The following is a 24,463-nucleotide window of genomic DNA, read 5'->3' on the forward strand; positions in this document are numbered from 1 at the left end:
TCCCCAAGTCACCGCTGCTCGCGAGCGACATCGGGGAAGGGGCGGCGGACGTCGGCGAGGAACACTGCCGCCTCGGCGCCGTACGCGGTCGCGGTCGTCCAGACTGCCCCCAGCGCCGCCTCCAGCGGGTCGGGCAGCGCGGCGTCGGTGAGGGCCTTCACCGCGGCCGACAGCGGGGTGCCGCCGAGATAGGAGAGATCCGTCGTGGGGCCGAGCGGCACCTCGACCAGACGAGCCACCACTCGGGTCTCCGCGGTCAGGTCGTGCCCGGTGACCCGCCGCCACATCGCGGCCGGGTTGGTGAACGGCTCCGGGAGCGCATCCCCGCGTTCGAGCGCCGCCCAGGCCGGGGCCATCCAGTCGAGATCGGCGATGCCCGCCATGACGTGGGCCCGGCGCGCCGCCCACCGGGCGATCCGTCGCTGCGTGCCGGGGTCGGCCGCCACGACGTCGTCCACCAGATCGCGGTCGAGGCGCGCCATGAGGGTGACGGCGCCGCGGCCGTCGAGCCCACGCAGCCGCTCGCCCGGCGGGCGACCACCCCACCGGCGCGCCTCCTTCCGCAGGCGGTACTCCTCCTGGCGGCGTTCGCGTTCGAGCTGGGCGCGGCGCTCGGCCTCGGCCCGTTGCTCCGGCGTCGGCGGCGGCGGGAGGCGGCGGGCGTAGCCGTGCCAGTAGGCGGCTTCCCCGCTGGTCTGCCGCAGTACGGCGTCGGGCCGCACCGCAGCGTCCGGGGTCGGCCAGAACTGCGGAAGGTCCGGTCGCCGTCGCCCAGGTCGAGCGGCCACGACCGTTCGCCGGCCCACTGGGTCAGGCGCACGTCGGCGTCGCCGGGCGCGAACGAGGCCTCGACGACCTCCTCCCAGTCGCTCGTCGCAGTGGGTGGCTCGTCGTCGTGCAGCTCGATGGTGAACCGCACCGTCCCGGTGTGCGTGCCGGTCATCAGGAACAGCTCACCGGGCACGCCCGCGCCGCAGAGCCCGTTCGACTGCCCGGCGAACGCCTCGGTCATGTCCGGGATGTCGTCCTCGGTCACGTAGAGCTGGCCGTAGTGGACCCAGACCTTGTCGTCGTACAGGATCCGCATGTCGTCTCCGTGGGGGCCGGTTCGGTCATGGCGTGCCGGTGGCCCGGTGCGACGGCCGGCTGTCACGACGGCGCGAGCCGACGGTAGCAGCGAGGACGCCGCCGTTGGGGGCCGCAAGTGACTGCGGCGGTTGTGCCCGGCCGGGTTCCGGCGAGCAGGCCGCAACCGGCACGCGGGGGCGCGACCAAGTCGGTACGGTCCGGGAATGGTGACGGATCGATCGGCGTCAGCGGAGGCTCCCGGCGAGGAGGTGGGTCGTGACGGCGTGCGGCTGCGACCGGTGGCCGAGGCGGATCTGGCGATGTTTCGCCGGTTCGCCACCGAGCCGGGCCTGATCGGGCTGGACTGGCACGGGTTCCGGGACGCCGGGGCGCCGGCGCGGCGCTTTGTCGTCGACGGCTGGCTGGGGGAGGAGGACGGCCGGCTGATCGTCGAGATCGAGGCGGAGAGGGCCGCCGCCGGCTTCGTTAGCTACCGGTCCGGGCTTTACGGCGGGGTGGCGAAGCACTGGGAGATCGGAATCGCTCTGCTGCCGCATTGGCGGGGCCGGGGGATCGGGTGGCGGGCCCAGGCGGTGCTCTGCGACTACTTGTTCTGCCACACCCCGGCCCAGCGGATCCAGGCCGGCACCCACCCGGAGAACATCGCCGAGCAGCGGTCGCTGGAGAAGGCCGGCTTCCAGCTCGAAGGTGTGGTCCGGGCCTGCGAGTTCCGCGCCGGCGCCTGGCGCGACGGCCACCTCTACAGCCGGCTCCGCGACGACCCGTCCCCGTGGGAGCGCGGGCCGGGCTGACCCGGCTCAGGGGATCGGCCACTCGTGAACCGGGCGGTTGCTGTGCATCAGGTCCACGTAGTGGCGGACCACCTCGCGCAGCGCCTCCGGCCGGTCCAGGTGGTCGGCGGACTCCAGCCGGTGCATCGTCTCCACCTGCCAGCTCGCGCCGTTGCGCCCGGTCAGGCAGCGCTGCTCGATGATGGCGAGCAATCGGTCCCGCTCGGCCGGGTCCAGCCCCCACCGGTCGAGCCCGTGGTACGCCAGCGGCAGCAGCCGGCGCAGCACCAGCTCGGTCACCGGCAGGTAGCCCAGTCCGGGCCAGAACACCTGAGCGTCGATGCCGTGCCGGGCGCAGTTGGTGAAGTTCTCCTCGGCGGCGCTGAACGACATCTGCGACCACAGCGGCCGGTCCGACTCGGCGAGCGCCCGGACCAGCCCGAAGTAGAAGGCGCCGTTGGCGATGGTGTCGAGCACCGTCGGCCCGGCGGGCAGCACCCGGTTCTCCACCCGCAGGTGCGGCCGCCCCTTCAGCACGTCGTAGACCGGGCGGTTCCACCGGTAGACGGTGCCGTTGTGCAGCCGCAGCTCGGCCAGCTTCGGCACGCCGCCGCCGGCGAGGGCCTCGGCGGGGTCCTCCGGGTCGCAGACCGGCAGCAGGGCCGGGAAGTAGCGGACGTTCTCCTCGAACAGGTCGAAGACGCTGGTGATCCAGCGTTCGCCGAACCAGACCCGGGGGCGTACCCCCTGCGCCTTGATCTCCTCCGAGCGGGTGTCGGTGGCCTGCTGGAACAGCGGGACCCGGGTCTCCCGCCACAGCTCCCGGCCGAAGAACAGCGGCGAGTTCGCGCCGAGCGCGACCTGGATGCCGGCGATGGCCTGGGCGGCGTTCCAGTAGTCGGCGAACAGGGCCGGGCTGACCTGCAGGTGGAACTGGGTGCTGGTGCAGGCTGCCTCGGGGGTGATGGTGTCCGCGGTGACGGCCAGCCGTTCCACCCCGCTGATCGAGATCTTCAGGTCCTCGCCGCGGGCGGCGAAGATCTGCTCGTTGAGCATCCGGTAGCGCGGGTTGGCCGACAGCGTCTCGGCGGTCAGGTGCTCGGGGCGCAGGGTGGGCAGGATGCCGATCATCACCATGTGCGCGCCGACCGTCCGCGCCTTCTCCTCGGCCGCGTTGAGGCTGGCCCGGACGTTCTCCTCGAACTCCCCGGTGCCGGTGCCGGCGAGCCGGCGCGGGGGTACGTTGATCTCCACGTTGAACTGCCCCAGCTCGGTCTGGAAGGCCGGGTCCGCGATGGCGGCCAGCACGTCCGCGTTGCGCATCGCCGGCTGCGAGTCGTCGTCGACCAGGTTGAGCTCGATCTCCAGGCCGGTCATCGGCCGCTCCACGTCGAAGCGCGACTCGTGCAGCATCTCGGCGAAGACGTCCAGGCAGCGCCGTACCTTCTCCCGGTAGCGGGCCCGATCCTCGCGGCTGAAGGTTCGCGCGCCGACGTCCTCGCCCATGGTCACCACCCTGTCACCGCTGGTCCCCCCTAACCTCGCATGCCGTATGCGGGGCGGGGAAGACCCGAAGGTCTTTTACGTACCCACCCACGGTCCGCGTGATCCCCGTCGCGCACCGTGTCGCCGACCCGTCAGCCGGCGAGGAAGCCGGCCAGCACGGCGGCGAGTTGCTCCGGCGCCTCCTCCGCCATGTGGTGCCCGGAATCCATGGCGGCGGCGCGGACGTCGTCGGCCCACTCCCGCCAGATGGCGGCCGGGTCGCCGTAGAGGTCGACCAGGTCGTCCCGCTCGGACCACACGAAGAGCACCGGGCAGGCGATTCGTCGCCCGGCGGCCCGGTCCGCGTCGTCCGCCGCGCGGTCCGGCCCGAGCCCGGCCCGGTAGTCCTCGCACATCGCGTGCACCGTGGCCGGGTCGTGGATGGCCCGGCGGTAGTCGGCGTACGCCTCCTCGCCCATCTGCGCGGCCGAGCCGCCGTACCAGGCGTCCGGATCGGCGTTGATCAGCCGCTCGGCCGGCTTGTCGAGCTGCCCGAGGAAGAACCAGTGCCACCAGCGGTGCCCGGTCGTGGCCGAGCGCGTCCAGCAGCCCCACCACGTCCGCGGCCATCGCCCGCTTCGAGTACGGGATGTGCGCGTCGTCGCTCGCCGGCTTCGACGATCCGCCGTAGCCGCGCAGGTCCGGGCAGATCACCGTGTGCCGGTCGGCCAGCAGCGGCGCGATCCGGTGCCAGGTGGCGTGGGTACGCGGCTGGCCGTGCAGCAGCACCACCGGCGGCCCCGACCCGCCGTGCCGAACCCGCAGCCGCACCGGGCCGACGTCGATCTCCTCGAGGGTGAATCCGGCGAACATGGCCGCACCGGTGCCCCCGCCCGGCCGAGCGGAAACCTAGGTGAGCGTTGCGCAGGCGGCGATGCCGAGCAGCAGCAGCGCGCCGAGCGCCGCCTGCAGCAGCAGGGCGGGACCGAGGTGGGACCAGACCGTCGCGGTACGCGGGGTGAGCAGCTGCCCGGTGGTCAGATTGACGATCCGCTCGATCCGGGGCGGCAGCTTCGGATCCCGCTGGGGACGCAGCGTGAGCTGCACCTGGTCGGCCGGGTGCAGGGCGCTCTGCGGCAGGTGCCCGTGCAGCTCGACCTCGACGAGCCGGTCGGCGGCGTCGCGCAGCCGCAGTGGGGTGACCAGGAACTCGGGCCCCTTCTTCAGCTCCTTGAAGCTGCGCCGGCTGCCCCGGCCGCCGCCGGCGAGCAGCGAGCGGACCAGCAGCACCAGCAGCCCGATCAGCACGGCCGCGGTGAGCACCGCGACCAGCAACGGCTGGTCCACCCGCACCTCGCGGGGATAGCCCTCCAGCAACCGGACCACCCGTCCGGTGACGATCCGCTCCGTCGGATGGACGACGAAGCGTCGGGTGTGGAGGTCATTGTCCATGATCACCACCGAGAGTCCGGTTCCGTGCACCGATGGTATCGGTTGGACGGGTTGAACGACGTGAATGAACGCCGGTCACCCGGCGCCCGGCCAGGTGACATCCGCACCGGCGCGGGTATGCGTGCGGCCGAGTCGGAAAGGGGTCGAGCATGGAGCTGTCCTTCCTGCGCCCGCTCTACAACCGTCCCGGGCCGTGGTGCTCGGTCTACCTGGACGCCTCCCGGGACACCCACGACTCCCGTCCCCAGGTCGACCTGCGCTGGCGGGCCCTCAAGGGCCAACTGCTGGAGCAGGGTGCCGACATGCCGACCATCAACGCGGTGGAACGGGTGGTCCGTGGGCACGACCCGATGCCGGGCGACTACGGCCTGGCCGTCTTCGCCACCAACGGCCGGGTGGTGCTCTCCGAGTACCTATCCGCGCCGCCGCTGAAGGACCTGGCCAGCTGGTCCAGCCTGCCGCACACCATGCCGCTGGTCGCCCAGCGCGGCGAGCAGATCGCCTGGGTACGGGTGCTGGCCGACCGGACCGGGGCCGACGCCATCGCGGTCAGCGCGGGCGGAGTGCCCCGGAAGGCGCACGTCAAGGGCCGGGAGAGCTACCAGCTGCGCCGGGTGCGGCCGGGCGGGTGGGCGCAGTCCCGCTACCAGCGCGCGGCGATGGAGGCCTGGCACCACAACGCCGGCGACGCCGCCGCGGCCACCGCGGAGCTGGCCGAGAAGGTGGGTGCCGACGTGGTGGTGGTCGCCGGCGACATCCGGGCGACCGGCATGATCGCCGCCCAGCTCCCCGAGCGGTTGCAGGAGAAGATGGTCCGCACCGACGCCGGCTCCCGGACCGGCGGTGCCGACCCGTGGGCCATGGACGACCTGACGGTGCAGACCATCGCGGAGGTCGCCGACCAGCGGGTCAACGCCGCGCTCGACCGGTTCGGCGTACAGGAGGACGTCGGGGCCGGCCTCGACGCCGTGGTCTCCGCGCTGCAACGCAACCAGGTCGACACGATGCTGATCGTCGATGACCCCTCCGCGAACGGACAGCTCTGGATCGGCCCCGGACCGACCGAGATCGCCACCGACCCGCAGCAACTCGCGGCCATGTCGGTGGCCGACCCGCAGCGGGTACGCGCCGACGCCGCCCTGCTCCGGGCGCTGGTCGGCACCGAGGCCGAGCTGACCGTGCTGGCGCCGGAGGAGGCGCCGGAGCTCACCGACGGGGTCGGCGCCGTGCTGCGCTTCGTCGACGCGAGCACGCCCGGGCGGGGCGGTTCCTGACCGGACGGTGGTGGAGCGGCTGCGCGCCTGGCGCGTGCCGCGCGCCTTCGGCTGTCCGGAAGCGGCCATCGCCCCCTGGTGGCCGCCCTGGACCGCGCCGGCGAGGACCCGGAGTTCATTTCGACGCGGCAACGCCGAGACCGCCGCCTGCATGGAGCCACCGGGCACGCCAAGTTCACCGGCGAGATCGGGGTCTGCCTGGCCACCCAGGGGCCGCCTCGACGCGAGTGGGCGCGGTGCGTGCCTACCGCCCCGTCGCCGCGACACCCGAGGATTGATCCCACCCGTGGGGGGATGCCCCGTTTAGACCCCATAGGGACGGGAAGCCGGGCCGCGTGGTGAGCGAACGAGGCAAGGTGGGGCCGGTGCGCAAGGTGCAGGTGGGGCTCACGGCGGAGGGCGCCGGCCTGTCCGGCGACCGGGTCGTGGCGGTGGGGAGTACCGCCCGGGTCCTGGTCGCGGCGGCCGCCCGGGCGCTGCGCGGTGAGGACTGCGCCGACCTGGGCCACGCCAGCCCGCTGTCCCGCTTCACCGGGGCGCCCGAGCCGGTACGGCGTGCCGCGGCGGCCCGGGCCGCCGGTCGGGTCGCCCTCACCCCGGCGCAGACGGCCGAGGTCGACGCCGAGCGGGTGGGCCGCTGGATCGTCGACCAGTACCCGCGCCGTCGCTATCCGGGCGCGGTGCTCGGTTCGCCGCACGGCGCGGCGGTGCACCTCGCGATGGCCCTCGGGGTGCCGTGGCTGCCCGCCGCCTTCGAGATGACCGTGCACTGGACCCGTGGGGCGGTGGATCGGCCGCGCGCCGCCCTCGACCACGGCGCCGCCCTCGCCGCCCGCCTGCTGGCCGCCAACGGCGGCGTGCACGTCCGGCAGGTGCACTGCCCGGCCAGCCGCGGCGCCCTCGCCGGCGCGACGGTCTCACTCGCCGTGCGCTGGCAGTCGCTGCCGGCGGCGTACGCCCGGTTCCTGGCCGACGTGCTCGAGCCCGGCGCACCGGTGCTGCTGCTGCGCGACGCCCGCACCTGGCCGGTACTCGACGAGGGCCGGGGGCACAGCTTTCAGGTCGGCTGTCCGGCCAGCGGGCTCGACCCGGTGGACTTCCACCCGGACGCGCACGCGCTGCGCCAGGTGCTCCGTTCCGCCGGCGGCGACGGCGCGCACTGGGAGCCGCCCGAGGTCTCCTGCCCGCAGGGCTACGCCGAGAACGGGGTGGAGTCCGGCTTCGAACTGAACGCCCGGGAGTGGGCCGGCCGGCACGGGCACCGGCTGCACCGGGTGCTCTTCCCCCAGCCGGACGCGCTCAGCGCGGCCACCGCCGACCTCTACCGGCGCTGGTTGCGCGGCAGCGGCAAGACGGGGAACCGGTTGGTGGTCGAGTGCGGCCGGCTGCTCGACCCGTGGCAGGTGGTCCGGGCGGGGCTGGTCCCGTACTGGTGCGAGAACGCGACCCGGCGCCGGGTGGAGGGGGTGGAGTGGTGGCTCGCCGGCAGCGAGCCGTTCAGCTCGGTCGACGTGCTGCCCGAGCCGCCGGGCGTTCGGTCGCCGGCGCTGGCCGGCCTGCCGCAGTGGCTCGCGGTGGCCTCGTTCGGGCGTCGTCGGCGGGCGCTGGACCGGGGTTCGGCGCGCGGCTACCCGGTCACCTCGGTACCGACCCGGCGTGCCACAGAGGTGCTGCGCAACCAGGCGTACGACCTGCCGGTCCCGCCGCCGCTGACCATGGGCGAGGCCCTGGACGCGCTCCGGGACGCCGGCTCCCACCAGGGGTTGCTGGTCTCCTGACCCCGCGCTCGGCGCCGTCCCCCGCCGCGCCGGTCCGCGCCCGCGTGCACGAACAGCAGCGAAACTTCCTCGCGAACCCGCGGTCCCGTGATTGAGTACCTACGGAGCGGGAACACCGCTCGCTGCGACGGCCTGATGACGCCCTGTAGCGAGGTGTCGCCGCTTCCTGGCGTGCCAGTCACGTAACCCACTTCCGGCCCGGTGCGTGGCCCGACCACGCGCATGACCGGTTTCCCAATCCGGGCGGGGGACCTTCCTGAGGGAGGCGCGGATGTTCGGACAGACCACCACAACCACACCACCACCCACCGAGCGGGGCCTGGAGGACCTCGACGCCGCGGCCCTGGCGTACGCGGCACGGATCGAGGGACTGCCGCCGGAGCGGCGGCAGGAGGCGCGGGACGATCTCGTCCGCTTCGCGCTGCCATTCGCCGGTCGGCTCGCCCGCCGCTACCGCGGTCGGGGGGAACCACTGGAGGACCTGGAACAGGTGGCCCGCCTCGGCCTGGTCAACGCGGTGGACCGGTACGACCCGGAACGGGGCTCCTTCACCGCGTACGCGGCGATCACCATCGTCGGCGAGATCAAACGGCACTTCCGGGACCGCACCTGGGGCGTGCACGTGCCGCGCCGGCTGCGCGACCTGATCCTGGAGGTGGGGCAGGCGACCGCGGCGCTGACCAGCGAACTGTCCCGCGCGCCCACGGTCGCTGAGCTGGCCGAACGGCTGGAGACCCCGGAGGAGGAGATCCTCGCCGCGCTGGAGTCGGCCGCCGGCTACAGCCCGGCCTCGCTCAACGCGCCGGTCGGCGGGGAGAGCTCGGCCGAGTTCGGCGACCTGGTCGGCGAGTCGGACAACGCGCTGGAATCGGTCGATGATCGGGTGACCGTCAGCGGGCTGCTGCACCGGCTGCCCTGGCGGGAGCGCCGGATCCTCGCCATGCGCTTCTACGGCAACCAGACCCAGGCTGAGATCGCCGCCCGGTTCGGCATCTCCCAGATGCACGTCTCCCGGCTGCTCTCCCGCGCGCTGACCTGGCTGCGGCAGGCGATGCTCGCCGACGCGCCGCCGCCCTGGCAGAACGGCACCGCCGAGGCCGAGCCGGCGAAGACGAAGATCTCGGTGAAGCAGAACGGCGACCGCGTGGTGGTCGAGGTCGGCGGCGAGGTCGACCGGGACGGCGCGGACCAGCTGCGCAGGGCGATGTTGGAGGCGGTGACCGGGCAGCCCCGCGAGGTGGTGGTCGACCTGGTCGGCGCGGGCGGCTTCGACGCCGGCGGCATCGCCGCGCTGATGGCCGGCCGGGAGGCCGCGGCCCGCACCGGGGTGCCGCTGCGGCTGACCCGGGTGCAGCCCGCGGTGCGTCGCTCCCTCGCCGCGGCGGGCCTGCCGGCGGCCGACTGACCCCGTACGCCAGAGAGAAGGCCGGCGCCCCGCAGCGCCGGCCTTCTCGCGGTGGCCCGGGTGTCAGTACTCAGGGGTGTCGCCGCGCCCGCGCGGGTGGCGCCACTCCTCGTTTTCCACCGGTGTCCGCTCCGCGCCAAGGACGGTTTCCTCGGGCTCGTCGGCCTCCTCGAAGCTGGGCCGGAGGATCTCTGCGGGCTCCGGCACGTCGATCGGCCGGGCACCGGACTGCGGGGCGGGTTGGTACTCGGCGGCGAGGCGGGCGCCGTGCGCACCCTCGGCGGCTGGCGACTCGGGGACGCGCCGCTCGAGGTGTAGCTCCTCGGCAAGGTGCTGCGGCGGCTTGGTGGTGCGCTGCGGCAGGTCCCCACCGAGGCTGGCGACAAGGCGGCCGTACTTGAGGTCGAAGGCGGGGCGTTCGGAGCGGATGCGGGGCATTCGGTCGAAGTTGCGCAGCGGGGGCGGGCAGGTGGTGGCCCATTCGAGGGAGTTGCCGAAGCCCCAGGGGTCGTCGACGTTCACCTCCGCCCCCATTCGCCACGACTTCCACACGTTGTACATGAAGAACAGCGTGGAGGCCCCGAGGACGAAGGCGGAGATGGAGGAGATGGTGTTCAACACGGTGAAGCCATCCGTGCTCAGGTAGTCCGCGTACCGGCGGGGCATCCCCTCGTTGCCCAGCCAGTGCTGGACGAGGAAGGTCCCGTGGAAGCCCAGGAACATGGTCCAGAAGTGCGCCTTGCCGAGCCGTTCGTCAAGCAGCCGGCCGGTCATCTTGGGGAACCAGAAGTAGATGCCGCCGAAGAACGCGAACACCACCGTGCCGAAGACCACGTAATGGAAGTGGGCCACCACGAAGTAGGTGTCGGTGACGTGGAAGTCCAGCGGGGGGCTGGCTAGCAGGACACCGGTGAGGCCGCCGAAGAGGAACGTCACCAGGAAGCCGAGGGCGAACAACATCGGTGTCTCGAAGGTGATCTGCCCCTTCCACAGGGTGCCGGTCCAGTTGAAGAACTTGACGCCGGTCGGCACGGAGATCAGGAAGCTGAGTAACGAGAAGAAGGGCAGCAGCACCTGACCGGTGCCGAACATGTGGTGCGCCCAGACGCTCATCGACAGGACCGTGATCCCGATCGTCGCGGCGACCAGACCCTTGTAGCCGAAGATCGGCTTGCGCGAGAAGACCGGGATGATCTCGGAGATGATGCCGAAGAACGGGATCGCGATGACGTAGACCTCGGGATGGCCGAAGAACCAGAACAGGTGTTGCCAGAGCATCGGCCCGCCGGTGGTCGGGTCGAAGACGTGCGAGTGCAGGATTCGGTCCGAGGCCAGCGCCAGCAGCGCGGCGGCCAGCAGCGGGAAGATAAACAGGATCAGGACCATGGTGAGCAGGATGTTCCAGGTGAAGACTGGCATCCGGAACATGGTCATCCCGGGCGCCCGCAGGGTGACGATGGTGGTGATCAGGTTGACCGCGGTGAGGATGGTGCCGAGGCCGGAGATGACCAGCCCGACCACCACCATGTTGGCCCCGACCCCGGGGGAGTGCTGCGCCAGGCTCAGCGGGGTGTAGGCGAACCACCCGAAGTCGGCCGATCCGCCGGGCGTCAGGAAGCTGGCATAAAGCATCCCGCCGCCGAACAGGAACAGCCAGTAGCCGAACGCGTTCAGCCGCGGAAACGAGACGTCCGGGGCGCCGATCTGGATCGGCACGATGTAGTTGGCCACTCCCAACGCCGCGGGCGTGGCGAAGAGCAGCAGCATCGCAAAGCCGTGGGTGGTGAACAGTTGGTTGTACTGCTCGGGGGAGAGGAACTGCAGACCCGGCCGGGCGAGTTCGGCCCGCATCAGCATGGCCTGAAGCCCGGCGACCAGGAAGAACCCGAAGGCCGTCATCAGGTACAGCAGGCCGATCTGCTTGTGATCGGTGGTGTACAGGAACCGGGTGAGTTTGGCACCCGGAAGCGCCGGACGACGGGATCCGGGATAGCCGCCGAAGCGTGCTGGCGCCAGGATCGCCGGATCCCGGTCGCGTGGTTCTGTGGTTACCCGCTTGGGCATCGCTCTCACCCCGTCAGGACGACAGACGGACGGGCGTGCCTACCCGACCCTATGCCCATCAAACCAGGCGAGAGCGGTAATTTCGGTCAGTTCGCGGGGAGCATGGCCCAGACCACCTTGCCGTCGTCGATCGGGGAGCTGCCCCAGCGCCGGGTCAGCTCGCGGACCAGCATCAGCCCGCGGCCACCATCGGCCAGTAGATCGCGATCGCCGGCGGGCCGCGCCGCGGCCGGGCTGCCGTCCCGGACCGCCACCTGGAGGTACGGCCGGCGCAGGGTCAGCGTCACCTGCATCGGGGTTCCCGCGTGCCGGACCACGTTGCCCACCAGCTCGGTGAGCACCAACGAGGCCGGGCCGGCCAGATCCGGGATGTTCCACCGGCCACAGGCGTCGGCGACCAGCTCCCGGGCCCGGCGGCAGGCACCGGCGACCGGCTCGAGGCGCGCCCGCAGCCGGGGCGCCGCGGCGGCGCCGGCCGCGGCGGTCGCCTCGGCGCGGTCCCGCCGGACCGGCACCACCCGGCACGCGGTGGACTCGGCCAGCCAGGTCGCCGCCTCCGGCGGCGGGGCGCAGAGCACCATCGGCACGGCCGGCCAGTCGGCGGCCCGCCGGGCGGCGGCGGCGAAGACGGAGAGCGCCAGCCGGTCCGCGACGGCGAGCCCGGTGAGATCGGCCACCAGCGCGTCCGGCTGCGCGGTCAGGCAGCGGTCGAGCACCGTGTGCACCGTGCGCATGGTGGCCAGATCCAGCGACCCGGCCAGCCGTACGACGGTGACCCTCGACTCGTCGCGGACCTCCCAGCTGATCCGGGTCGACATCAGGCCCTCGTTTCCGTCTCGTCGCGGACCTGTCAACTACCCGCGACGAGCGCCGTCAAACCGGAGCCGACGCCCACCCGGGCTGATCAGCGGCGACCCTGGCCACGGGTGGTGACCACGCCGAGCGCGATCATCCCGACGCCGAGCCCCAGGTGCAGCCAGTTGTCGGCGTTGTTGAGCGGGATGAAGTTCGCCGCGCTGGACATGTCGACCACCAGTCCGTAGAGCCAGAGCACGAGGTAGATCGGCCCGCCGCCGACCAGGAACGTCCGGGCGCCGGAGACCGTCCGGGCCAGGGCCAGGCCGGCGACGCCGAAGAGCAGGTGCACGATGTTGTGCAGCACCGAGACCTGGAAGAGACCGAGCAGCTTGGCGTCCGACTCATGGCCGGCGAAGTAGAGGTCGTCGAAGTTGCTGGTGATGCCCGGGATGAAGCCGAGCACGCCGATGACAAGGAAGATCACCCCGACGGTGGCCGCCGCCCGGCGTACCGGGGCGCGGCCGTCGGCCGGGTTCCGCCGGGCGCGGGAGTGGGCCATCGAGTTCACGGCGCTCTCCTCACCTGAAACGGATCGCCCGCATTCCCGCCCCGGCCGGCGGCAAACGCCCGCCCGGCCCGATCCCCGTGCCGGGCCGGGCCGGGACTGGCCGGGACGCTCAGGCGGGCTGGAGCGGGCGGGCCGGTACGAGCTGGCGGACCCGCTCGTACAGGCCGACGTAGCTCTCCGCCATCAGCGCCGGGGTGAACCGCGCGGCGGCCTCCCGCCGGCACTCGTCCGGCTCGAGCAGGCTGGCGGCGAGCACCAGGTCGCCCAGCTCCTCCTCGTCCGTGGTGAGCAGCCCGGTGCGGCCGTGCTCGATCAGCTCGGGCAGGCAGCCGCGGGCGGTGGAGACCACCGGCGTGCCCAGGGAAAGGGACTCGACCACGGCGGTCCCGCCGGGCTCCTCCCAGCGCAGCGGGAAGAGCGACGCCCGGGCGCCGGCGAGCAGGTCGTCGCGCTCCTGACCGGCGACCGTGCCGACCCAGCGGACCAGGTCGCCGTCGACGTGCGGGGCGACCTGGTCGTAGAAGAACCGGACGTCCGGGTTCTGCCGGGCCTCGTCGCCGGCCGCGGCCAGGTCCTCCGGCCGGTGGTACGGCCCGACGGGGCCGGCGAGCACCAGCGGGAAGCCGATCTGCTGGGCCAGCCGGGCGCCGAGGTCCTGTCCCTTGCCCGGGTTGATCCGACCCAGGACGATCGTGTAGTCGCCCTTTTCCACCGGGGGCCGGCGGTCGGCGCCGACGGCGAGCGGGGTGGACAGGTACACGTGCCCCACCGAGTGGTCCCGCAGCGCCTGCGGGGCGCGGGCCAGCTGCGAGGCGGAGACGCCGTTGACCCGGACCCGGTCGCCCCCGTCCAGGTTGCCGTAGAGCTCGGGGTGCTTGGCCAGGTCCCAGTGCAGCGTGTGCAGGACCGGCGGAGCGTCCGGGCCCATCGCGGCCATGGTGGCCAGGCCGACCGCCTCCACGTGGTCGTGCACCAGGTCGATGTCGTCGCGGGTGTGCAGCGCGCGCACCACCCCGTTCAGGTGTGCCTGTGAGACGCCGCAGACCTGGTTGTAGGGGCGCTGCAGGGCGTGGAACTGCCCGTCCGGGAAGACCCAGATCTTCTCGTCGACCGGCAGGGTGCTGGTCTCCACCGAGGCGAGCACCACCCGGACGCCGAGGCGACGCAGCTCCGGCACCAGGGTGGCCACCACGTTCTCGATCCCGCCGTAGCCCGGGGGCGGCACGGACAACCAGGGACCGGCGTTCATCAGGACGGTCAGACTCATCGCGCTGGGTCCCTTCCCTCGGCGGCGCCCCCGTCGGCCGTCCGCGCAACAGCGACCGGCCCCTCGGGCCGGCCGTCAACGCCGTGCGCCGGTCCGCTGGACCGGCCGTCCGCACCGCCGTGGGCGGCGCTCACGCCGCCACCCGCCGCCGGGGCACCCGGTGCCGCAGCTGGGCCAGTGGGGGTCGCTCCTCGATGGAGACGTCGCTGACCACGATCTCCCGGTCCAGGTTGGGCAGCGTGTCCGAGCCGCCGCGCCGGAACTGGGTGAGCAGGGCGATGGGGTCGCTCCCCGGGCTCGCCCAGCCCCGGCGCTGCAATCGGGACCAGGCGGTGAGCATGATCTGGGCGGACATCCGGCCCAGCGCCGCGGTGTCCTGGTGGCGGTGCTTGCGCTCGCCGAGGTCCACCTGTGCCAGCGCGTCGAGGCCGACCAGCTCCAGCAGGTCGATCAGCATCGCCGTCTCGACGCCGTAGTCGGAGACGAACGGCACCTGCTCCAGCACCTCCCGGCGAGCGGCGTACTCGCCGGCGAGGGGCTGCACGAAGCCGGCCAGCTCCGGCCAGAAGAGGTTGAGCAGCGGTCGGGCCATCAGCTCGGTCACCCGTCCGCCGCCGTCGGCCTCCACGCTGGTCGTCCCGACCAGCGGCCGGTGGTAGAAGCCCTTGACGAAGTCGACCGACGGGTCGGTCAGCAGCGGACCGATGAGGCCGGTGACGAAGTGCGGCCGGAACTCGCGCAGGTCGGCGTCGAGGAACGCGACCACATCGCCCTCCGCGGCGGCGAGCCCGGCCCAGAGCGCGTCACCCTTGCCGGTCAGTCGGGGCAGGCCCTCGGTCATCTCGTCCTGGCTCACCACCTCCGCGCCGGCGGCGCGAGCCACCTGCGCGGTGCGGTCAGTCGACCGGGAGTCCACCACGATCAGCTCGTCGACCAGGGGATTCCGGTCCATCAGGTGGCCCCGGATCGTCGACACGATCGCGCCGACGGTGTCCTCCTCGTTGTGTGCCGGCAGGACCACGCTGACCCGGCTGTGCCCCTTGGCGCGCAGCAGCCGCCGGGCCGGCCACTCCGTGGCAGAGGTGGTCCGATAGGTGGCCCACGCCTCCACCACAGGTGACACCATCGATTCTGTATCCCGCACAGGCACACCCCCAGGTTGTGGTGGAAACGCGAAGTCGGTTTTCCCAGAAGCGGCCCCGCGCTAACCCGATCATGCCCAATAGCTTGATCAGGGCCGGCGCACCGGACGGTTCCCCGCCGGTGAACGTTTGATTGCGTGCCTGCGGGGGGAGAGCTGTCGACGTCGTCGTGAACAGTGGCGGGAGGGTCGGTGGAATGCGCACGTGCCGGGTGGGACTGGTAGGGGCCGGCGGGGTGGCGCAACGCCACGCCCGGGTGTTGACCGGGTTCGAGGACGTGGAACTGCTCGGGGTGACCGATGTCGCCCGGGACGCGGCGGAGGCGCTCGCCGGGGCGCACGGGGGCCGGGCCTTCGTCGATGTGACGGAGCTGCTCGCGACCGGCCCCGACGCCGTGTACGTCTGCGTTCCGCCGTTCGCGCACGGACCGGTCGAGGAGGCGGTGATCGACGCCGGCGTGCCGATGTTCGTGGAGAAGCCGGTCGCGGTGGACCTGGCGACCGCCGAGCGGATCGCCGAGCTGGTCGAGCGGCGCGGACTGCTCACCGCCGTCGGCCACCACTGGCGCTACCTGCATGTGGTGGAGCAGGCCCGGGAGCTGCTCGGCGACCGTCCGGTGCGGATGGTCAACGGCGCGTGGCTGGACAAGGTCCCGCCGGTGACCTGGTGGGCCCGGTGTGACCGCTCCGGCGGCCCGGTGGTCGAGCAGGCCGCGCACGTGCTCGACCTGGTCCGGCTGCTGGTCGGAGAGGCCTCCGAGGTGACCGCGTACGGCGACGGCACCCCGCCGCCCGTCGAGGGCGCCGACATCGACTCGGTCACCGCGGCGACGCTGCGCTTCACCAGCGGCGCCGTCGGCACCCTCGCCGCGGCCTGCGTACTGGGCTGGAAGCACCGGGCCGGCCTGGAGATCCTGGCCGACGGGCTGGCGATGTCGCTGGCCGAGGACGGCCTGCTGATCTGCGACGGCGACGGCGAGCGGCAGCTGCCCGCCGACCCGGACGGCGCCCGGGTGGCCGTCGACCGGGCATTCGTCGACGCGGTCCGGGGCGTCGGCGACGACATCCGTGTCCCGTACGCCGAGGCGCTGCGCACCCAGCGGCTCGCCATCGCGATCGCCGAATCCGCCCGGACCGGGCGCAGCGTGGCGCTGCCCACCGGGCCGGCCGCGCGGGTGACCACCCCCGTGGCCCAGGCGGTGCCGACGGGGGTGACCGTCGATGCGTGACAAGGTCGTGGTGGTCAGCGGCCCCGGCAAGGTGGAACTGGTCGAGCAGGACGCCGCCGAGCTGCGGGACGGCACCTTCCGGGTGCAGACCCTCTACAGCGGCGTCTCCGCGGGCACCGAGCTGAGCTACGTCAAGGGCACCAACCCCTACCTCAACGTCAACTGGAACGCCGACCTCGGCCTGTTCCAGCCGGGCGAGGCGAGCAGCCCGTACCCGGTGACCCGGCTCGGCTACATGCAGGTCGGCCGGGTGGTGGAGAGCCGTACCCCGGCGATCCCGGTGGGCACGATCGGCGCGATGACGTACGGGCACCGCACCGGCCACGTCGCCGACCCGGTCGCCGAACGCTTCGTGCCGCTGCCGGACGACCTCGACCCGGTACTCGGCGTCTACGTCGCGCACATGGGCCCGATCTGCGCCAACGGGCTGCTGCACGCCGCCGCCGACCTTTGCGGCACCGACGTGCGGTCGCTCGGCGACGGCGTCCGTGGCCGCCGGGTCGCGGTGGTCGGCAGCGGGGTGGTGGCGCTGCTCACCGCGCTCTTCGCCAAGCGGTACGGTGCCGCCTCCGTGGTGGTGCTCGACCCGACCCCGCAGCGGCGGGAGGTGGCCGAGGCGCTCGGCCTGGAGGCGCTCGACCCGGAGGCCGACGACCCGGCGGTGGTGCTCAAGACCCGATGGAACCACGCCGCTGGTGACCGCGGCGCCGACGTGGTCTTCCAGTGCCGGGGCCAGGCCTGGGCGTTGCACCTCGCGCTGCGCCTGCTGCGCCCGCAGGGCACGGCCATCGACCTGGCCTTCTACCAGGCCGGCGCGGACGAGGTCCGGCTCGGCGAGGAGTTCCACCACAACGGGCTGTCGCTGCGCTGCGCGCAGATCGCCCGGGTGCCCCGGGGGCTCGCCCCCATCTGGGACCGGGAACGGCTCTCCGCGGAGACCATCGAGCTGCTGCGGCAGTACGGCGACCTGATCCGCAAGCATGTGGTCTCGGCGGTGGTGCCGTTCGAGGAGGCCCCGGCGCTGCTGACCGACCTGGCCGAGCGCCGCCGGCAGGAACTCCAGGTGGTGCTGACCGGCTGACCCGGCGCGGCCCGCTCAACCCTCGCGAACCGGGATGACGAGACGTATTCCGGACAGCCCGAGGGGCCCCAACCGGCCGGGCCGCGAAAGCCGGCCCAGTTCGCGTACCGTTGCCGCTCATGGGTGTGTCGCAACGGTTCAAGAGCAGGTTCCGCCGGTTCCTCCAGCGCCCCGGCACGACGGTCGACCTGGGCCCGCTGGAGAAGCTGCTGCCGGCCATCGAGGCGCGCGAGGAGGAGCTGAAGGCGCTCGACGACGCCGAGCTGACCGAGGCCGCCGCCGCCGCCTCCGGCTACGAGGAGCTCTGCGCGATCGGTCGGGAGGCGGCCCGCCGCGGGCTCGACCAGCGGCCGTACGACGTGCAGCTGCTCGGCGCGATGGCGCTGCTCTCCGGCAAGGTCGCCGAGATGGCCACCGGTGAGGGCAAGACGCTCACCGCGACCATCGCCGCGTACGGCCACGTCCGGATGGGCAACGGACCGGTGCACGTGCTCACCGTCAACGACTACCTGGCCCGCCGGGACGCCGAGTGGATGGGGCCCGTCTACACCCTGCTCGGGCTCACCGTCGGCTGGGTCAACGAGGCGTCCACCCCCGAGGAGCGCCGCGCCGCGTACGCCTGCGACGTCACCTACGTCTCGGTCAGCGAGGCCGGCTTCGACTACCTCCGCGACCAGCTCGTCACCGACCTCGACGACCGGGTCCAGCGGCCGCTGAAGACCGCGATCGTCGACGAGGCCGACTCGATCCTGATCGACGAGGCCCGGGTGCCGATGGTCCTCGCCGGCGCGGTCCCCGGCGAGCAGGACCCGGTGCACGCCGCCGCCGCGCTGGTCCGCGGGCTGCGCAACGGCAAGCACTACACCATCGCCGAGGACGGCCGCAGCGTCGCCTTCACCTCCGCCGGCCTGGCCGCCGTCGAGGCCAAGCTCGGCGGCATCGACCTGTACGACACCGAGCACGTCGAGCAGCTCTCCGCGATCAACGTGGCGCTGCACGCGCACGCCCTGCTGCACCGCGACGTCGACTACATCGTGCGGGACGGCTCGGTCGAGCTGATCGACGAGATGCGCGGCCGGGTCGCCCAGCGCCGCCGCTGGCCGGACGGGCTCCAGGCGGCGGTCGAGGCGAAGGAGGGCCTCGACGCGACCGCCGAGGGCGAGGTGCTCGGCACGATCGCCGTGCAGGCGTACATCGCGCTCTATCCGACGGTCTGCGGGATGACGGCGACCGCGGTGCTGGTCGGCGACCAGCTCCGTGAGTTCTTCGGCCTCGAGGTGGCGGTGATCCCGCCGAACACCCCGTGCATCCGGGAGGACGAGCCGGACCGGATCTACGCCACCCAGGCGGAGAAGGAGGAGGCGCTGATCGACGAGATCAAGCGCTGCCACTCCGCCGGGCGGCCGGTGCTGGTCGGCACCCTGGACGTGAAGGAGTCCGAGCAGCTGGCCGCCGGGCTGAACGCCGCCGGGGTGCCCTGCATGGTGCTCAACGCCAAGAACGACGACGAGGAGGCGGCGATCATCGCCGAGGCCGGCGCGTACGGCGCGGTCACCGTCTCCACCCAGATGGCCGGGCGGGGCGTCGACATCCGGCTGGGCGGCAGCGACCAGGCCGACCGGGAGCGGGTGGCCGAGCTGGGCGGGCTCTACGTGATCGGCAGCGGCCGGCACGACAGCCGCCGGGTCGACGACCAGCTCCGCGGCCGGGCCGGCCGGCAGGGTGACCCGGGCGGCTCGGTCTTCCTCGTCAGCCTGGAGGACGACCTGGTGGTCCGGCACGCCGGCGACACCGTCCCGCCGTCGCCCCGGATGAACGCCGACGGCCTGGTCACCGACCCGCAGGTGGACTACGCCGTCGAGCACGCCCAGCGGGTCGCCGAGGGGGTCAACCACGAGATCCACCGCAACACCTGGCGCTACAGCGTGGTGATCGAGCAGCAGCGCAAGGCGCTCGCAGAGCGGCGGGAGCGGCTGCTCACCAGCGACATCGCGGCGCTGATGCTGCTCGAGCGGGTGCCGGAGAAGGCCGGCGAGATGGACGAGGACCTGCTCGCCGACGCGGCCCGGTCGATCGCCCTCTACCACCTGGACCGGCTCTGGGCCGAGCACCTGGCCGAGCTGTCGGAGGTCCGCGAGGGCGTGCACCTGCGGGCGCTGGGGCGCCTCGATCCGCTGGACGAGTTCCACCGCAGCGCCGTCCCGGCGTTCAACGCGCTGATCCCCGAGATCGAGACCCGCACCATCGCCACCTTCGAGGAGACGGAGTTCGACGAGGGCTGGCAGCCGGACGCCGCGAAGCTGGTCCGGCCGAGCGCCACCTGGACCTACCTGGTCCACGACAACCCGTTCGGCTCCGAGCTCGACCGGCTGATCGCCTCGGTCGGCCGGCGGCTCAGCTCCGCCTCGCGCTGACCGTTGCAAGGGGTCCCTTTCCGCCCGTAACCCGGAGGAAAGGGACCCCTTTGCGCGGTTTCGATCCTGGTTTGGGAGGGTAGTAGCCCGGGGCTTTCGAGTCGGGAGAGATCAAGAGGATGAGGCAGGCAATGGCGCCGAAGGGGAACACCAGGCGGTCGTACGCGGGGGCGGCGGGGGCCGTGGCCCGGTGAACCTGGATACGCGGGGGCCGGCGATCGACACCCTCGGAGTGCTGGAGACCGCCGCCCTGCTGCGGGAGCTGACCGCCGGCCTGATCTCCGCCACCGACTTCGACGAGGCGCTGAACCAGCTGGTCCGGATCGCCCGGGACGCCGTGCCGGGGGTGGCCTGGTGCGGGTTCACCGCGCTGCGGGCCGGCGAGCCGGCCGGCGTGACGGCCTCCGACCCGCGCCTGGCCGAGCTGGACGATCTCCGGCACGGCTCGGACTCGCCGGCCATGAGCGCCATCCAGCGGCGCGAGATGGTCATCGCGGAGGACCTCAAGCAGGAGACGCGCTGGCCGGCCTGGATCGGTCGGGCGCGCGGCCTGGGCGTGCACGGGGTGATCTCCGCGCCGGTTGACGTGGACGAACAGGTGATCGGGGCGATCAACCTGTACGCCGACTCGGCGGCGGCGCTGACCACCCGGCATCAGCTCACCGCGATGCTCCTCGCCGAGCACGCCGGGCTGCTCCTGGCCGCGGTGCGGGACCGGGCCCGGGAGGCCGCGCAGGCCGGTCAGCTGGACTCCGCACTGCTCGAGGAGGGCGTCATCGGCCAGGCCATCGGAGTGATCATGACCCAGCGCGGCTGCCCGGCGCCGGAGGCGCTGGACGTGCTGCGCAGCGCGGCCTCCTCGTTGGACATTCCGCTGCGCGAGGTGGCCGAGCGGCTGGTGATCACCGTCTCCCGCCCGCGGGAGAGCTGAGTCGCTCTCGTTTCACCCAGTTGGCGCCCGGGTAGCAACGTGGACTGGTGTGCTGTGCCGACGTGGGGAGGATTCGATGGAGAGCCGGCTGCGGGTGCAGGGGCACCCCATCCAACCGATGCTGATGACGTTCCCGTTCGGACTCTTCATCAGCGCCACCGTCTTCGACCTGGCCGACGTCGCCGGCGGCCCGGCCTTCCTCGGCGAGGTCGGCTACTGGACCGCTATCGCCGCCCTGGTCGCCACCGCCCTCGCCGCCGTCGCCGGAATGGTCGACCTCTGGGACATGCGCGCCGGCTGGACCCGCCGCACGGCGGTCACCTTCAACCTGGTCAACCTCGGGATGGCCGCGCTCTTTGTGCTCTCCTGCCTGGTCCGGGCGGACTCGCCGGAGCGCGGCGCCACCGCCATGCTGGTCTTCACCGAGATCGTCGCCCTGGCCGTCGGCGGCGTGGGCGTGGCGCTGGGAGCCCGGCTGATGCGCCAGTTCGACCGCACCCGCATCGAGCCGAGCGGCTTCGAGACGCTCGACGGCGTCCCGCCCGGTGGCTCCACCGTGGAGATCGCCCGCCCGCCCGCCTGACCGCGTCCGCAGGCCGCCCGCCTGACCGCCCCGAGCCCCGCCGCGGGCGTTGACCATGAAGTTGTTGTCCCGACACGCCGTCGCGAGTGGCGACAACTTCATGATCATCGGTGCCGGAGGGGGACGGGGCGGCGGCGGGCGGGTCAGTGGGCGGTGGCGTGGTGGGCGGCGAGGACGTCGGCGCCGAAGTCGCTGGCCGGGCGGCGCAGGACCGTGTGCGCGTGGTTCCCGTCGTCGGTGGTGTTGTCGTACTCGATCAGCAGGTCGTCGCCCTGCACTCGGTAGTAGTGCCGCTGCCCGGGCCGGGTCGGGCCGGCCCACGCGAAGTGCAGCTCTCCGCCGTCGAGCCGCCCGGCCTCCCGGATGGCCAGCTCCGGCGGGAGTCGGTCGAGGTAGAGCGCGACGAGCTGGTCGAGCAGCGCCCGCCCGGTCGGCGCCAGCCGATCGCGGGGGACGCCGAGCGGCTCGATCGCCCCCGGCGCGGTCGGCCGGGTGGCGCTGATGATGTCGGCCGGGGCCTCGTCGGCGACGATCGCCGCGGCCCGACCCGCCGGCCCGAGCGCGTCCAGCAGCTCACGGGCCAGGTCCTCCTCCACGCCGAGCGGACGGGAGACCGGCCGACCGCCGTGTCGGACCGCCGCCGGATTGGCGCCGAAGAAGAGCGGGGCGGGGGAGACCTGGTCGTCCGCCACCGTCATGCTGACCGACAGGTGATGCCCCTCGATCCGCCAGCCCCACCGGTCGTCGCGTGCCGGGTCGCCGAAGACGGCAACCCAGTAGTCCCCGCTGTGCCGCCCGCGCCGCCACTCCTCGGCCCGGTCCAGCACCTCCTCGAGCGCGATGATCGCCATCGCCTGGGCGTACGCGGGCGGGCTGAGCGCGGTGGCGAGGAGTCGGTGCGCGGCCTTGCGGGCGGGGACGTCCAGCTCGGCGAGGCAGGCGCCGGGTCGGGGGCGGGGCCGGTACTCCAGCCAGCGCCGGGCCGCGTCGTCGTCGAATGAATGGCTCGCGCGCTGCCGCACCGGCTCGTCCAGGGCCGCCAGCAGGGCACTGGCCGCCACGCGCATCTGCTCGGGTATGGGATCCTCCACCGCCTCTGTATACCGTCCGCGCGACCGCCGCACCGGCAGGCCGCCGCGGTCGGTCAGCTCCGGCCCAGCACCGTCAGCATGTCGGGCAGGTCGAAGAAGCGGGCGGTCTCCACCGCCGACGGGCTGCCGTGGTCCGGGTCGGCGCCGGCGTCCAGCAGCGCCCGGACCGCCTCGGCGTTGCGCCGGAAGACCGCGGCGGCGAGCGCCGTCTGCCCCCGGTCGCTGGTGCGGGAATGGTCGGCGCCGCGGGCCAGCAGCGCCGCCACCGTGGCCGGATGGGCGTGGTACGCGGCCAGGATCAGCAGCGTGTCGCCCTTGTCGTCGGTCATGTTGACCGGCAGCCCGGCGTCGACGTACCCGGCCAGCTCCTCGGTCGCCCCGCCGCGCGCCAGGTCGAACATCCGGTGCGCGAAGGCGAGGGTCTCGCCGTCGAGATCGTCGGTCACCCGTCCAGGCTAGTGCGACCCGGCCGGCCACGCCTGATAGCTTCCCAGCCCGGAACGGGAGGGGTGGATGGACGATTCGGTGTACGTCGGCAACGCGGGCGTGGACGGGACCATCGAAGGCGGCTGGCTGCTCGGCCACTTCATGCCGCCCGGAGATGTCCGGCACAGCACCGAGGTCGAGGTGAAGTGGGGTGTGCACCCGGCGGGGGAGGCCCGGTCGCAGTGGGCCACCGGCGAGCGTCGCGTCGCCCTGCTGGTGCTGATCAGCGGCCGGTTCCGGGTGGAGTTGCCGGATCGCACGGTGGTGCTCGGCGCGCCCGGCGACTACGTGGTCTGGGGCCGGGGCGTCGACCATTCCTGGTACGCCGAGCGCGAGTCGGTGGTGCTGACCGTGCGCTGGCCGTCGGTGCCCGGCTACAAGGTGAACCCGCCGGTCCGCCGCTGACCCCCGCGCCGCGGATGCCGCGCCGTCCCAGCATGCGGTATAGCCTATTAAACCGATAGGAATTAGCGTCTATAGTGCCGGAGGTACGCCGCTCCGTAGCCCATGAGGACGAGCCACCATGACCGACACCGATCTGTCCCAGCTGCTCGCCGTCGCCGGCCGGTATTCCGATCCGCTCGGCTGGCCGGTCCCGCTGCGCTTCGACCATGCCGAGCGGTGGTACGCGCGGCTCGCGGCCGGCCCGGACCATGAGGTGTGGGCGTTGAGCTGGCTGCCCGGACAGGGCACCGACCTGCACGACCACGGCGGCTCCGCCGGCGCCTTCCTGGTCGTCGCCGGAACGCTCACCGAGGAGACGGTCAGCGGGGGGCAGCTGCGGGCCCGCAGGCTGACCGCCGGCTCCGGCCGGCGCTTCGGCGCCCGGCACGTGCATGTCGTCACCAACCGGGGGGATCAGCCCGCCGTCAGCGTGCACGTCTACCGGCCCGCCCTGCGCCGGATGACCCGCTACCGGCTCGTCCGGGGGCAGCTCCTGGTCGCCGATGTGGCCGAGGCCGGTGTCGCCTGGTGACCCCGACGACCTTCGACCCGGTACGCCCGCAGCTCTGACATCCGCCGCCAGGGAAGGACGCGACGATGACCCGGACCCAGACCCGTACCGACAGCTGTCCCGTGCCGCCGCCCGGCTCCCGGGGAATCGACGAGATCCTCGCCGCCGCCCGCGCCCGGCTGCGCCGGCTCGACCCCGAGCAGGCCCACCTGGCGTACCGGGACGGGGCGCTGCTGGTCGACATCCGACCGGCCGGCCAGCGCGCCGCGCACGGCACCGTCCCCGGCGCCCTCGCCGTGGAACGCAACGTCCTCGAGTGGCGGTTCGACCCGCGCTGCCCGGCGCGGCTGCCCCAGGCGGTCGACTACGACCTGCCGGTGGTCGTCCTCTGCCAGGAGGGCTACACCTCCTCGCTGGCCGCCGCCGCCCTCCAGGATCTCGGCCTGCACCGTGCCACCGACGTGGTCGGCGGCTTCGCGGCCTGGCGCATCGCCGGGCTGCCCACGCTCGGACCCACCCCACCGCACCGACCCTCGTCCGCCGCGCCCCCGGTCACCGCAAGCCGGGCGCCCCGCTGACCGCCCGCCGCACCCGGCGTGGCG

General features: G+C 73.2%; 23 protein-coding genes and 1 pseudogene. 12 read left to right on the plus strand and 12 right to left on the minus strand.

Annotated elements, in window-relative coordinates; genetic code table 11:
- Positions 1-8: 8 nt before the first annotated feature.
- Positions 9-722: a hypothetical protein gene (locus GA0070624_RS18065; protein WP_218105194.1), complete on the minus strand. Its 714-nt coding sequence runs from the start codon at positions 720-722 to the stop codon at positions 9-11.
- 570 nt (positions 723-1,292) lie between these two features.
- Here GA0070624_RS18065 and GA0070624_RS18070 point away from each other — a divergent pair.
- Positions 1,293-1,880 (plus strand): GNAT family N-acetyltransferase, encoded by a 588-nt coding sequence (locus GA0070624_RS18070; RefSeq protein WP_091342640.1) that lies wholly within the window; start codon positions 1,293-1,295, stop codon positions 1,878-1,880.
- Between the two features lie 6 nt (positions 1,881-1,886).
- Here GA0070624_RS18070 and GA0070624_RS18075 read toward each other — a convergent pair whose 3' ends face one another.
- From GA0070624_RS18075 to GA0070624_RS18085, 4 genes and pseudogenes are all read right to left on the minus strand, one after another.
- Entirely contained in the window at positions 1,887-3,365 is a 1,479-nt protein-coding gene (locus GA0070624_RS18075) for a glutamate-cysteine ligase family protein (protein WP_091349017.1), read from the minus strand.
- Positions 3,366-3,496: 131 nt separating this feature from the next.
- Positions 3,497-3,823: an alpha/beta fold hydrolase gene (locus GA0070624_RS36880; RefSeq protein WP_245719224.1), complete on the minus strand. Its 327-nt coding sequence runs from the start codon at positions 3,821-3,823 to the stop codon at positions 3,497-3,499.
- 160 nt (positions 3,824-3,983) lie between these two features.
- A pseudogene (locus GA0070624_RS36885) lies at positions 3,984-4,217 on the minus strand (alpha/beta fold hydrolase); the annotation flags it as partial.
- A 36-nt stretch (positions 4,218-4,253) separates the two neighbouring features.
- Entirely contained in the window at positions 4,254-4,805 is a 552-nt protein-coding gene (locus tag GA0070624_RS18085) for a hypothetical protein (RefSeq protein ID WP_176732027.1), read from the minus strand.
- A 140-nt stretch (positions 4,806-4,945) separates the two neighbouring features.
- Between GA0070624_RS18085 and GA0070624_RS18090 the strand changes: the two genes are divergently transcribed.
- The 3 genes from GA0070624_RS18090 (at position 4,946) to GA0070624_RS18105 (ending at position 9,253) form a co-directional block, all read left to right on the plus strand.
- A complete protein-coding gene (locus GA0070624_RS18090) occupies positions 4,946-6,070 on the plus strand; it encodes a baeRF2 domain-containing protein (protein ID WP_091342642.1) in 1,125 nt (374 codons plus the stop codon).
- Between the two features lie 365 nt (positions 6,071-6,435).
- The gene (locus GA0070624_RS18100) at positions 6,436-7,848 is read left to right on the plus strand and encodes a hypothetical protein (RefSeq protein WP_091342643.1); all 1,413 of its coding nucleotides are present in this window, start codon (positions 6,436-6,438) and stop codon (positions 7,846-7,848) included.
- Positions 7,849-8,119: 271 nt separating this feature from the next.
- Complete coding sequence (locus tag GA0070624_RS18105; RefSeq protein WP_091342645.1) at positions 8,120-9,253, plus strand: SigB/SigF/SigG family RNA polymerase sigma factor; 1,134 nt, start codon at positions 8,120-8,122, stop codon at positions 9,251-9,253.
- Positions 9,254-9,316: 63 nt separating this feature from the next.
- On the opposite strand, the gene ctaD is transcribed toward GA0070624_RS18105, so the two are convergent.
- The 5 genes from ctaD to GA0070624_RS18130 form a co-directional block, all read right to left on the minus strand.
- Positions 9,317-11,317, minus strand: a complete 2,001-nt coding sequence (ctaD, locus tag GA0070624_RS18110; RefSeq protein WP_091342646.1) for an aa3-type cytochrome oxidase subunit I — start codon at positions 11,315-11,317, stop codon at positions 9,317-9,319.
- Between the two features lie 86 nt (positions 11,318-11,403).
- Positions 11,404-12,135, minus strand: a complete 732-nt coding sequence (locus tag GA0070624_RS18115) for an ATP-binding protein (RefSeq protein ID WP_091342648.1) — start codon at positions 12,133-12,135, stop codon at positions 11,404-11,406.
- 86 nt (positions 12,136-12,221) lie between these two features.
- On the minus strand, positions 12,222-12,674 hold the full coding sequence (locus GA0070624_RS18120; protein ID WP_091349021.1) for a DUF4383 domain-containing protein: 453 nt from the start codon (positions 12,672-12,674) through the stop codon (positions 12,222-12,224).
- A 118-nt stretch (positions 12,675-12,792) separates the two neighbouring features.
- A complete protein-coding gene (locus GA0070624_RS18125; protein WP_091342650.1) occupies positions 12,793-13,950 on the minus strand; it encodes a glycosyltransferase in 1,158 nt (385 codons plus the stop codon).
- Between the two features lie 130 nt (positions 13,951-14,080).
- A complete protein-coding gene (locus tag GA0070624_RS18130; RefSeq protein ID WP_176731757.1) occupies positions 14,081-15,076 on the minus strand; it encodes a glucosyl-3-phosphoglycerate synthase in 996 nt (331 codons plus the stop codon).
- Positions 15,077-15,288: 212 nt separating this feature from the next.
- Here GA0070624_RS18130 and GA0070624_RS18135 point away from each other — a divergent pair, with 212 nt between their 5' ends.
- From GA0070624_RS18135 to GA0070624_RS18155, 5 genes are all read left to right on the plus strand, one after another.
- Positions 15,289-16,320: a Gfo/Idh/MocA family protein gene (locus tag GA0070624_RS18135; protein ID WP_091342653.1), complete on the plus strand. Its 1,032-nt coding sequence runs from the start codon at positions 15,289-15,291 to the stop codon at positions 16,318-16,320.
- Positions 16,313-17,401, plus strand: a complete 1,089-nt coding sequence (locus tag GA0070624_RS18140; RefSeq protein WP_091342655.1) for a zinc-dependent alcohol dehydrogenase — start codon at positions 16,313-16,315, stop codon at positions 17,399-17,401. Before GA0070624_RS18135 ends, GA0070624_RS18140 begins: the two co-directional genes overlap by 8 nt.
- Positions 17,402-17,520: 119 nt before the next feature.
- Positions 17,521-19,815, plus strand: coding sequence for an accessory Sec system translocase SecA2 (gene secA2 / locus GA0070624_RS18145; protein WP_091342656.1), 2,295 nt, complete (start codon positions 17,521-17,523; stop codon positions 19,813-19,815).
- 190 nt (positions 19,816-20,005) lie between these two features.
- Complete coding sequence (locus GA0070624_RS18150) at positions 20,006-20,746, plus strand: GAF and ANTAR domain-containing protein (RefSeq protein ID WP_091342658.1); 741 nt, start codon at positions 20,006-20,008, stop codon at positions 20,744-20,746.
- A 76-nt stretch (positions 20,747-20,822) separates the two neighbouring features.
- Positions 20,823-21,329 carry a DUF2231 domain-containing protein gene (locus GA0070624_RS18155; protein ID WP_091342660.1) on the plus strand — a complete coding sequence of 169 codons (507 nt, stop codon included), beginning with the start codon at positions 20,823-20,825 and terminating at the stop codon, positions 21,327-21,329.
- A 143-nt stretch (positions 21,330-21,472) separates the two neighbouring features.
- Here the strand turns inward: GA0070624_RS18155 and GA0070624_RS18160 are convergent, their stop codons facing one another.
- Both GA0070624_RS18160 and GA0070624_RS18165 read right to left on the minus strand, forming a co-directional pair.
- Positions 21,473-22,396, minus strand: coding sequence for a DUF3500 domain-containing protein (locus tag GA0070624_RS18160; RefSeq protein WP_091342662.1), 924 nt, complete (start codon positions 22,394-22,396; stop codon positions 21,473-21,475).
- A gap of 77 nt (positions 22,397-22,473) precedes the next feature.
- Positions 22,474-22,866, minus strand: a complete 393-nt coding sequence (locus GA0070624_RS18165; protein ID WP_091342664.1) for an ankyrin repeat domain-containing protein — start codon at positions 22,864-22,866, stop codon at positions 22,474-22,476.
- A gap of 67 nt (positions 22,867-22,933) precedes the next feature.
- Between GA0070624_RS18165 and GA0070624_RS18170 the strand changes: the two genes are divergently transcribed.
- The 3 genes from GA0070624_RS18170 to GA0070624_RS18180 all read left to right on the plus strand — a co-directional run bounded on the left by GA0070624_RS18170 (position 22,934) and on the right by GA0070624_RS18180 (position 24,439).
- On the plus strand, positions 22,934-23,311 hold the full coding sequence (locus GA0070624_RS18170; RefSeq protein WP_091342666.1) for a cupin domain-containing protein: 378 nt from the start codon (positions 22,934-22,936) through the stop codon (positions 23,309-23,311).
- A gap of 118 nt (positions 23,312-23,429) precedes the next feature.
- Complete coding sequence (locus tag GA0070624_RS18175; RefSeq protein ID WP_091342668.1) at positions 23,430-23,882, plus strand: cysteine dioxygenase; 453 nt, start codon at positions 23,430-23,432, stop codon at positions 23,880-23,882.
- A 65-nt stretch (positions 23,883-23,947) separates the two neighbouring features.
- Positions 23,948-24,439, plus strand: a complete 492-nt coding sequence (locus GA0070624_RS18180) for a rhodanese-like domain-containing protein (RefSeq protein ID WP_091342669.1) — start codon at positions 23,948-23,950, stop codon at positions 24,437-24,439.
- The last annotated feature ends 24 nt before the right edge of the window (positions 24,440-24,463 follow it).

The organism is Micromonospora rhizosphaerae (genome assembly GCF_900091465.1).
GTDB lineage: Bacteria > Actinomycetota > Actinomycetes > Mycobacteriales > Micromonosporaceae > Micromonospora > Micromonospora rhizosphaerae.

Coding starts and splice junctions, on each gene's coding strand:
- GA0070624_RS18070 (WP_091342640.1), top strand. CDS start 1,293: ATGGTGACGGATCGATCGGCGTCAGCGGAGGCTCCCGGCGAGGAGGTG.
- GA0070624_RS18075 (WP_091349017.1), bottom strand. CDS start 3,365: ATGGGCGAGGACGTCGGCGCGCGAACCTTCAGCCGCGAGGATCGGGCC.
- GA0070624_RS36880 (WP_245719224.1), bottom strand. CDS start 3,823: ATGGGCGAGGAGGCGTACGCCGACTACCGCCGGGCCATCCACGACCCG.
- GA0070624_RS18090 (WP_091342642.1), top strand. CDS start 4,946: ATGGAGCTGTCCTTCCTGCGCCCGCTCTACAACCGTCCCGGGCCGTGG.
- GA0070624_RS18105 (WP_091342645.1), top strand. CDS start 8,120: ATGTTCGGACAGACCACCACAACCACACCACCACCCACCGAGCGGGGC.
- ctaD (WP_091342646.1), bottom strand. CDS start 11,317: ATGCCCAAGCGGGTAACCACAGAACCACGCGACCGGGATCCGGCGATC.
- GA0070624_RS18115 (WP_091342648.1), bottom strand. CDS start 12,135: ATGTCGACCCGGATCAGCTGGGAGGTCCGCGACGAGTCGAGGGTCACC.
- GA0070624_RS18120 (WP_091349021.1), bottom strand. CDS start 12,674: ATGGCCCACTCCCGCGCCCGGCGGAACCCGGCCGACGGCCGCGCCCCG.
- GA0070624_RS18125 (WP_091342650.1), bottom strand. CDS start 13,950: ATGAGTCTGACCGTCCTGATGAACGCCGGTCCCTGGTTGTCCGTGCCG.
- GA0070624_RS18130 (WP_176731757.1), bottom strand. CDS start 15,076: ATGGTGTCACCTGTGGTGGAGGCGTGGGCCACCTATCGGACCACCTCT.
- GA0070624_RS18135 (WP_091342653.1), top strand. CDS start 15,289: ATGCGCACGTGCCGGGTGGGACTGGTAGGGGCCGGCGGGGTGGCGCAA.
- GA0070624_RS18140 (WP_091342655.1), top strand. CDS start 16,313: ATGCGTGACAAGGTCGTGGTGGTCAGCGGCCCCGGCAAGGTGGAACTG.
- secA2 (WP_091342656.1), top strand. CDS start 17,521: ATGGGTGTGTCGCAACGGTTCAAGAGCAGGTTCCGCCGGTTCCTCCAG.
- GA0070624_RS18155 (WP_091342660.1), top strand. CDS start 20,823: ATGGAGAGCCGGCTGCGGGTGCAGGGGCACCCCATCCAACCGATGCTG.
- GA0070624_RS18160 (WP_091342662.1), bottom strand. CDS start 22,396: ATGCGCGTGGCGGCCAGTGCCCTGCTGGCGGCCCTGGACGAGCCGGTG.
- GA0070624_RS18170 (WP_091342666.1), top strand. CDS start 22,934: ATGGACGATTCGGTGTACGTCGGCAACGCGGGCGTGGACGGGACCATC.
- GA0070624_RS18175 (WP_091342668.1), top strand. CDS start 23,430: ATGACCGACACCGATCTGTCCCAGCTGCTCGCCGTCGCCGGCCGGTAT.
- GA0070624_RS18180 (WP_091342669.1), top strand. CDS start 23,948: ATGACCCGGACCCAGACCCGTACCGACAGCTGTCCCGTGCCGCCGCCC.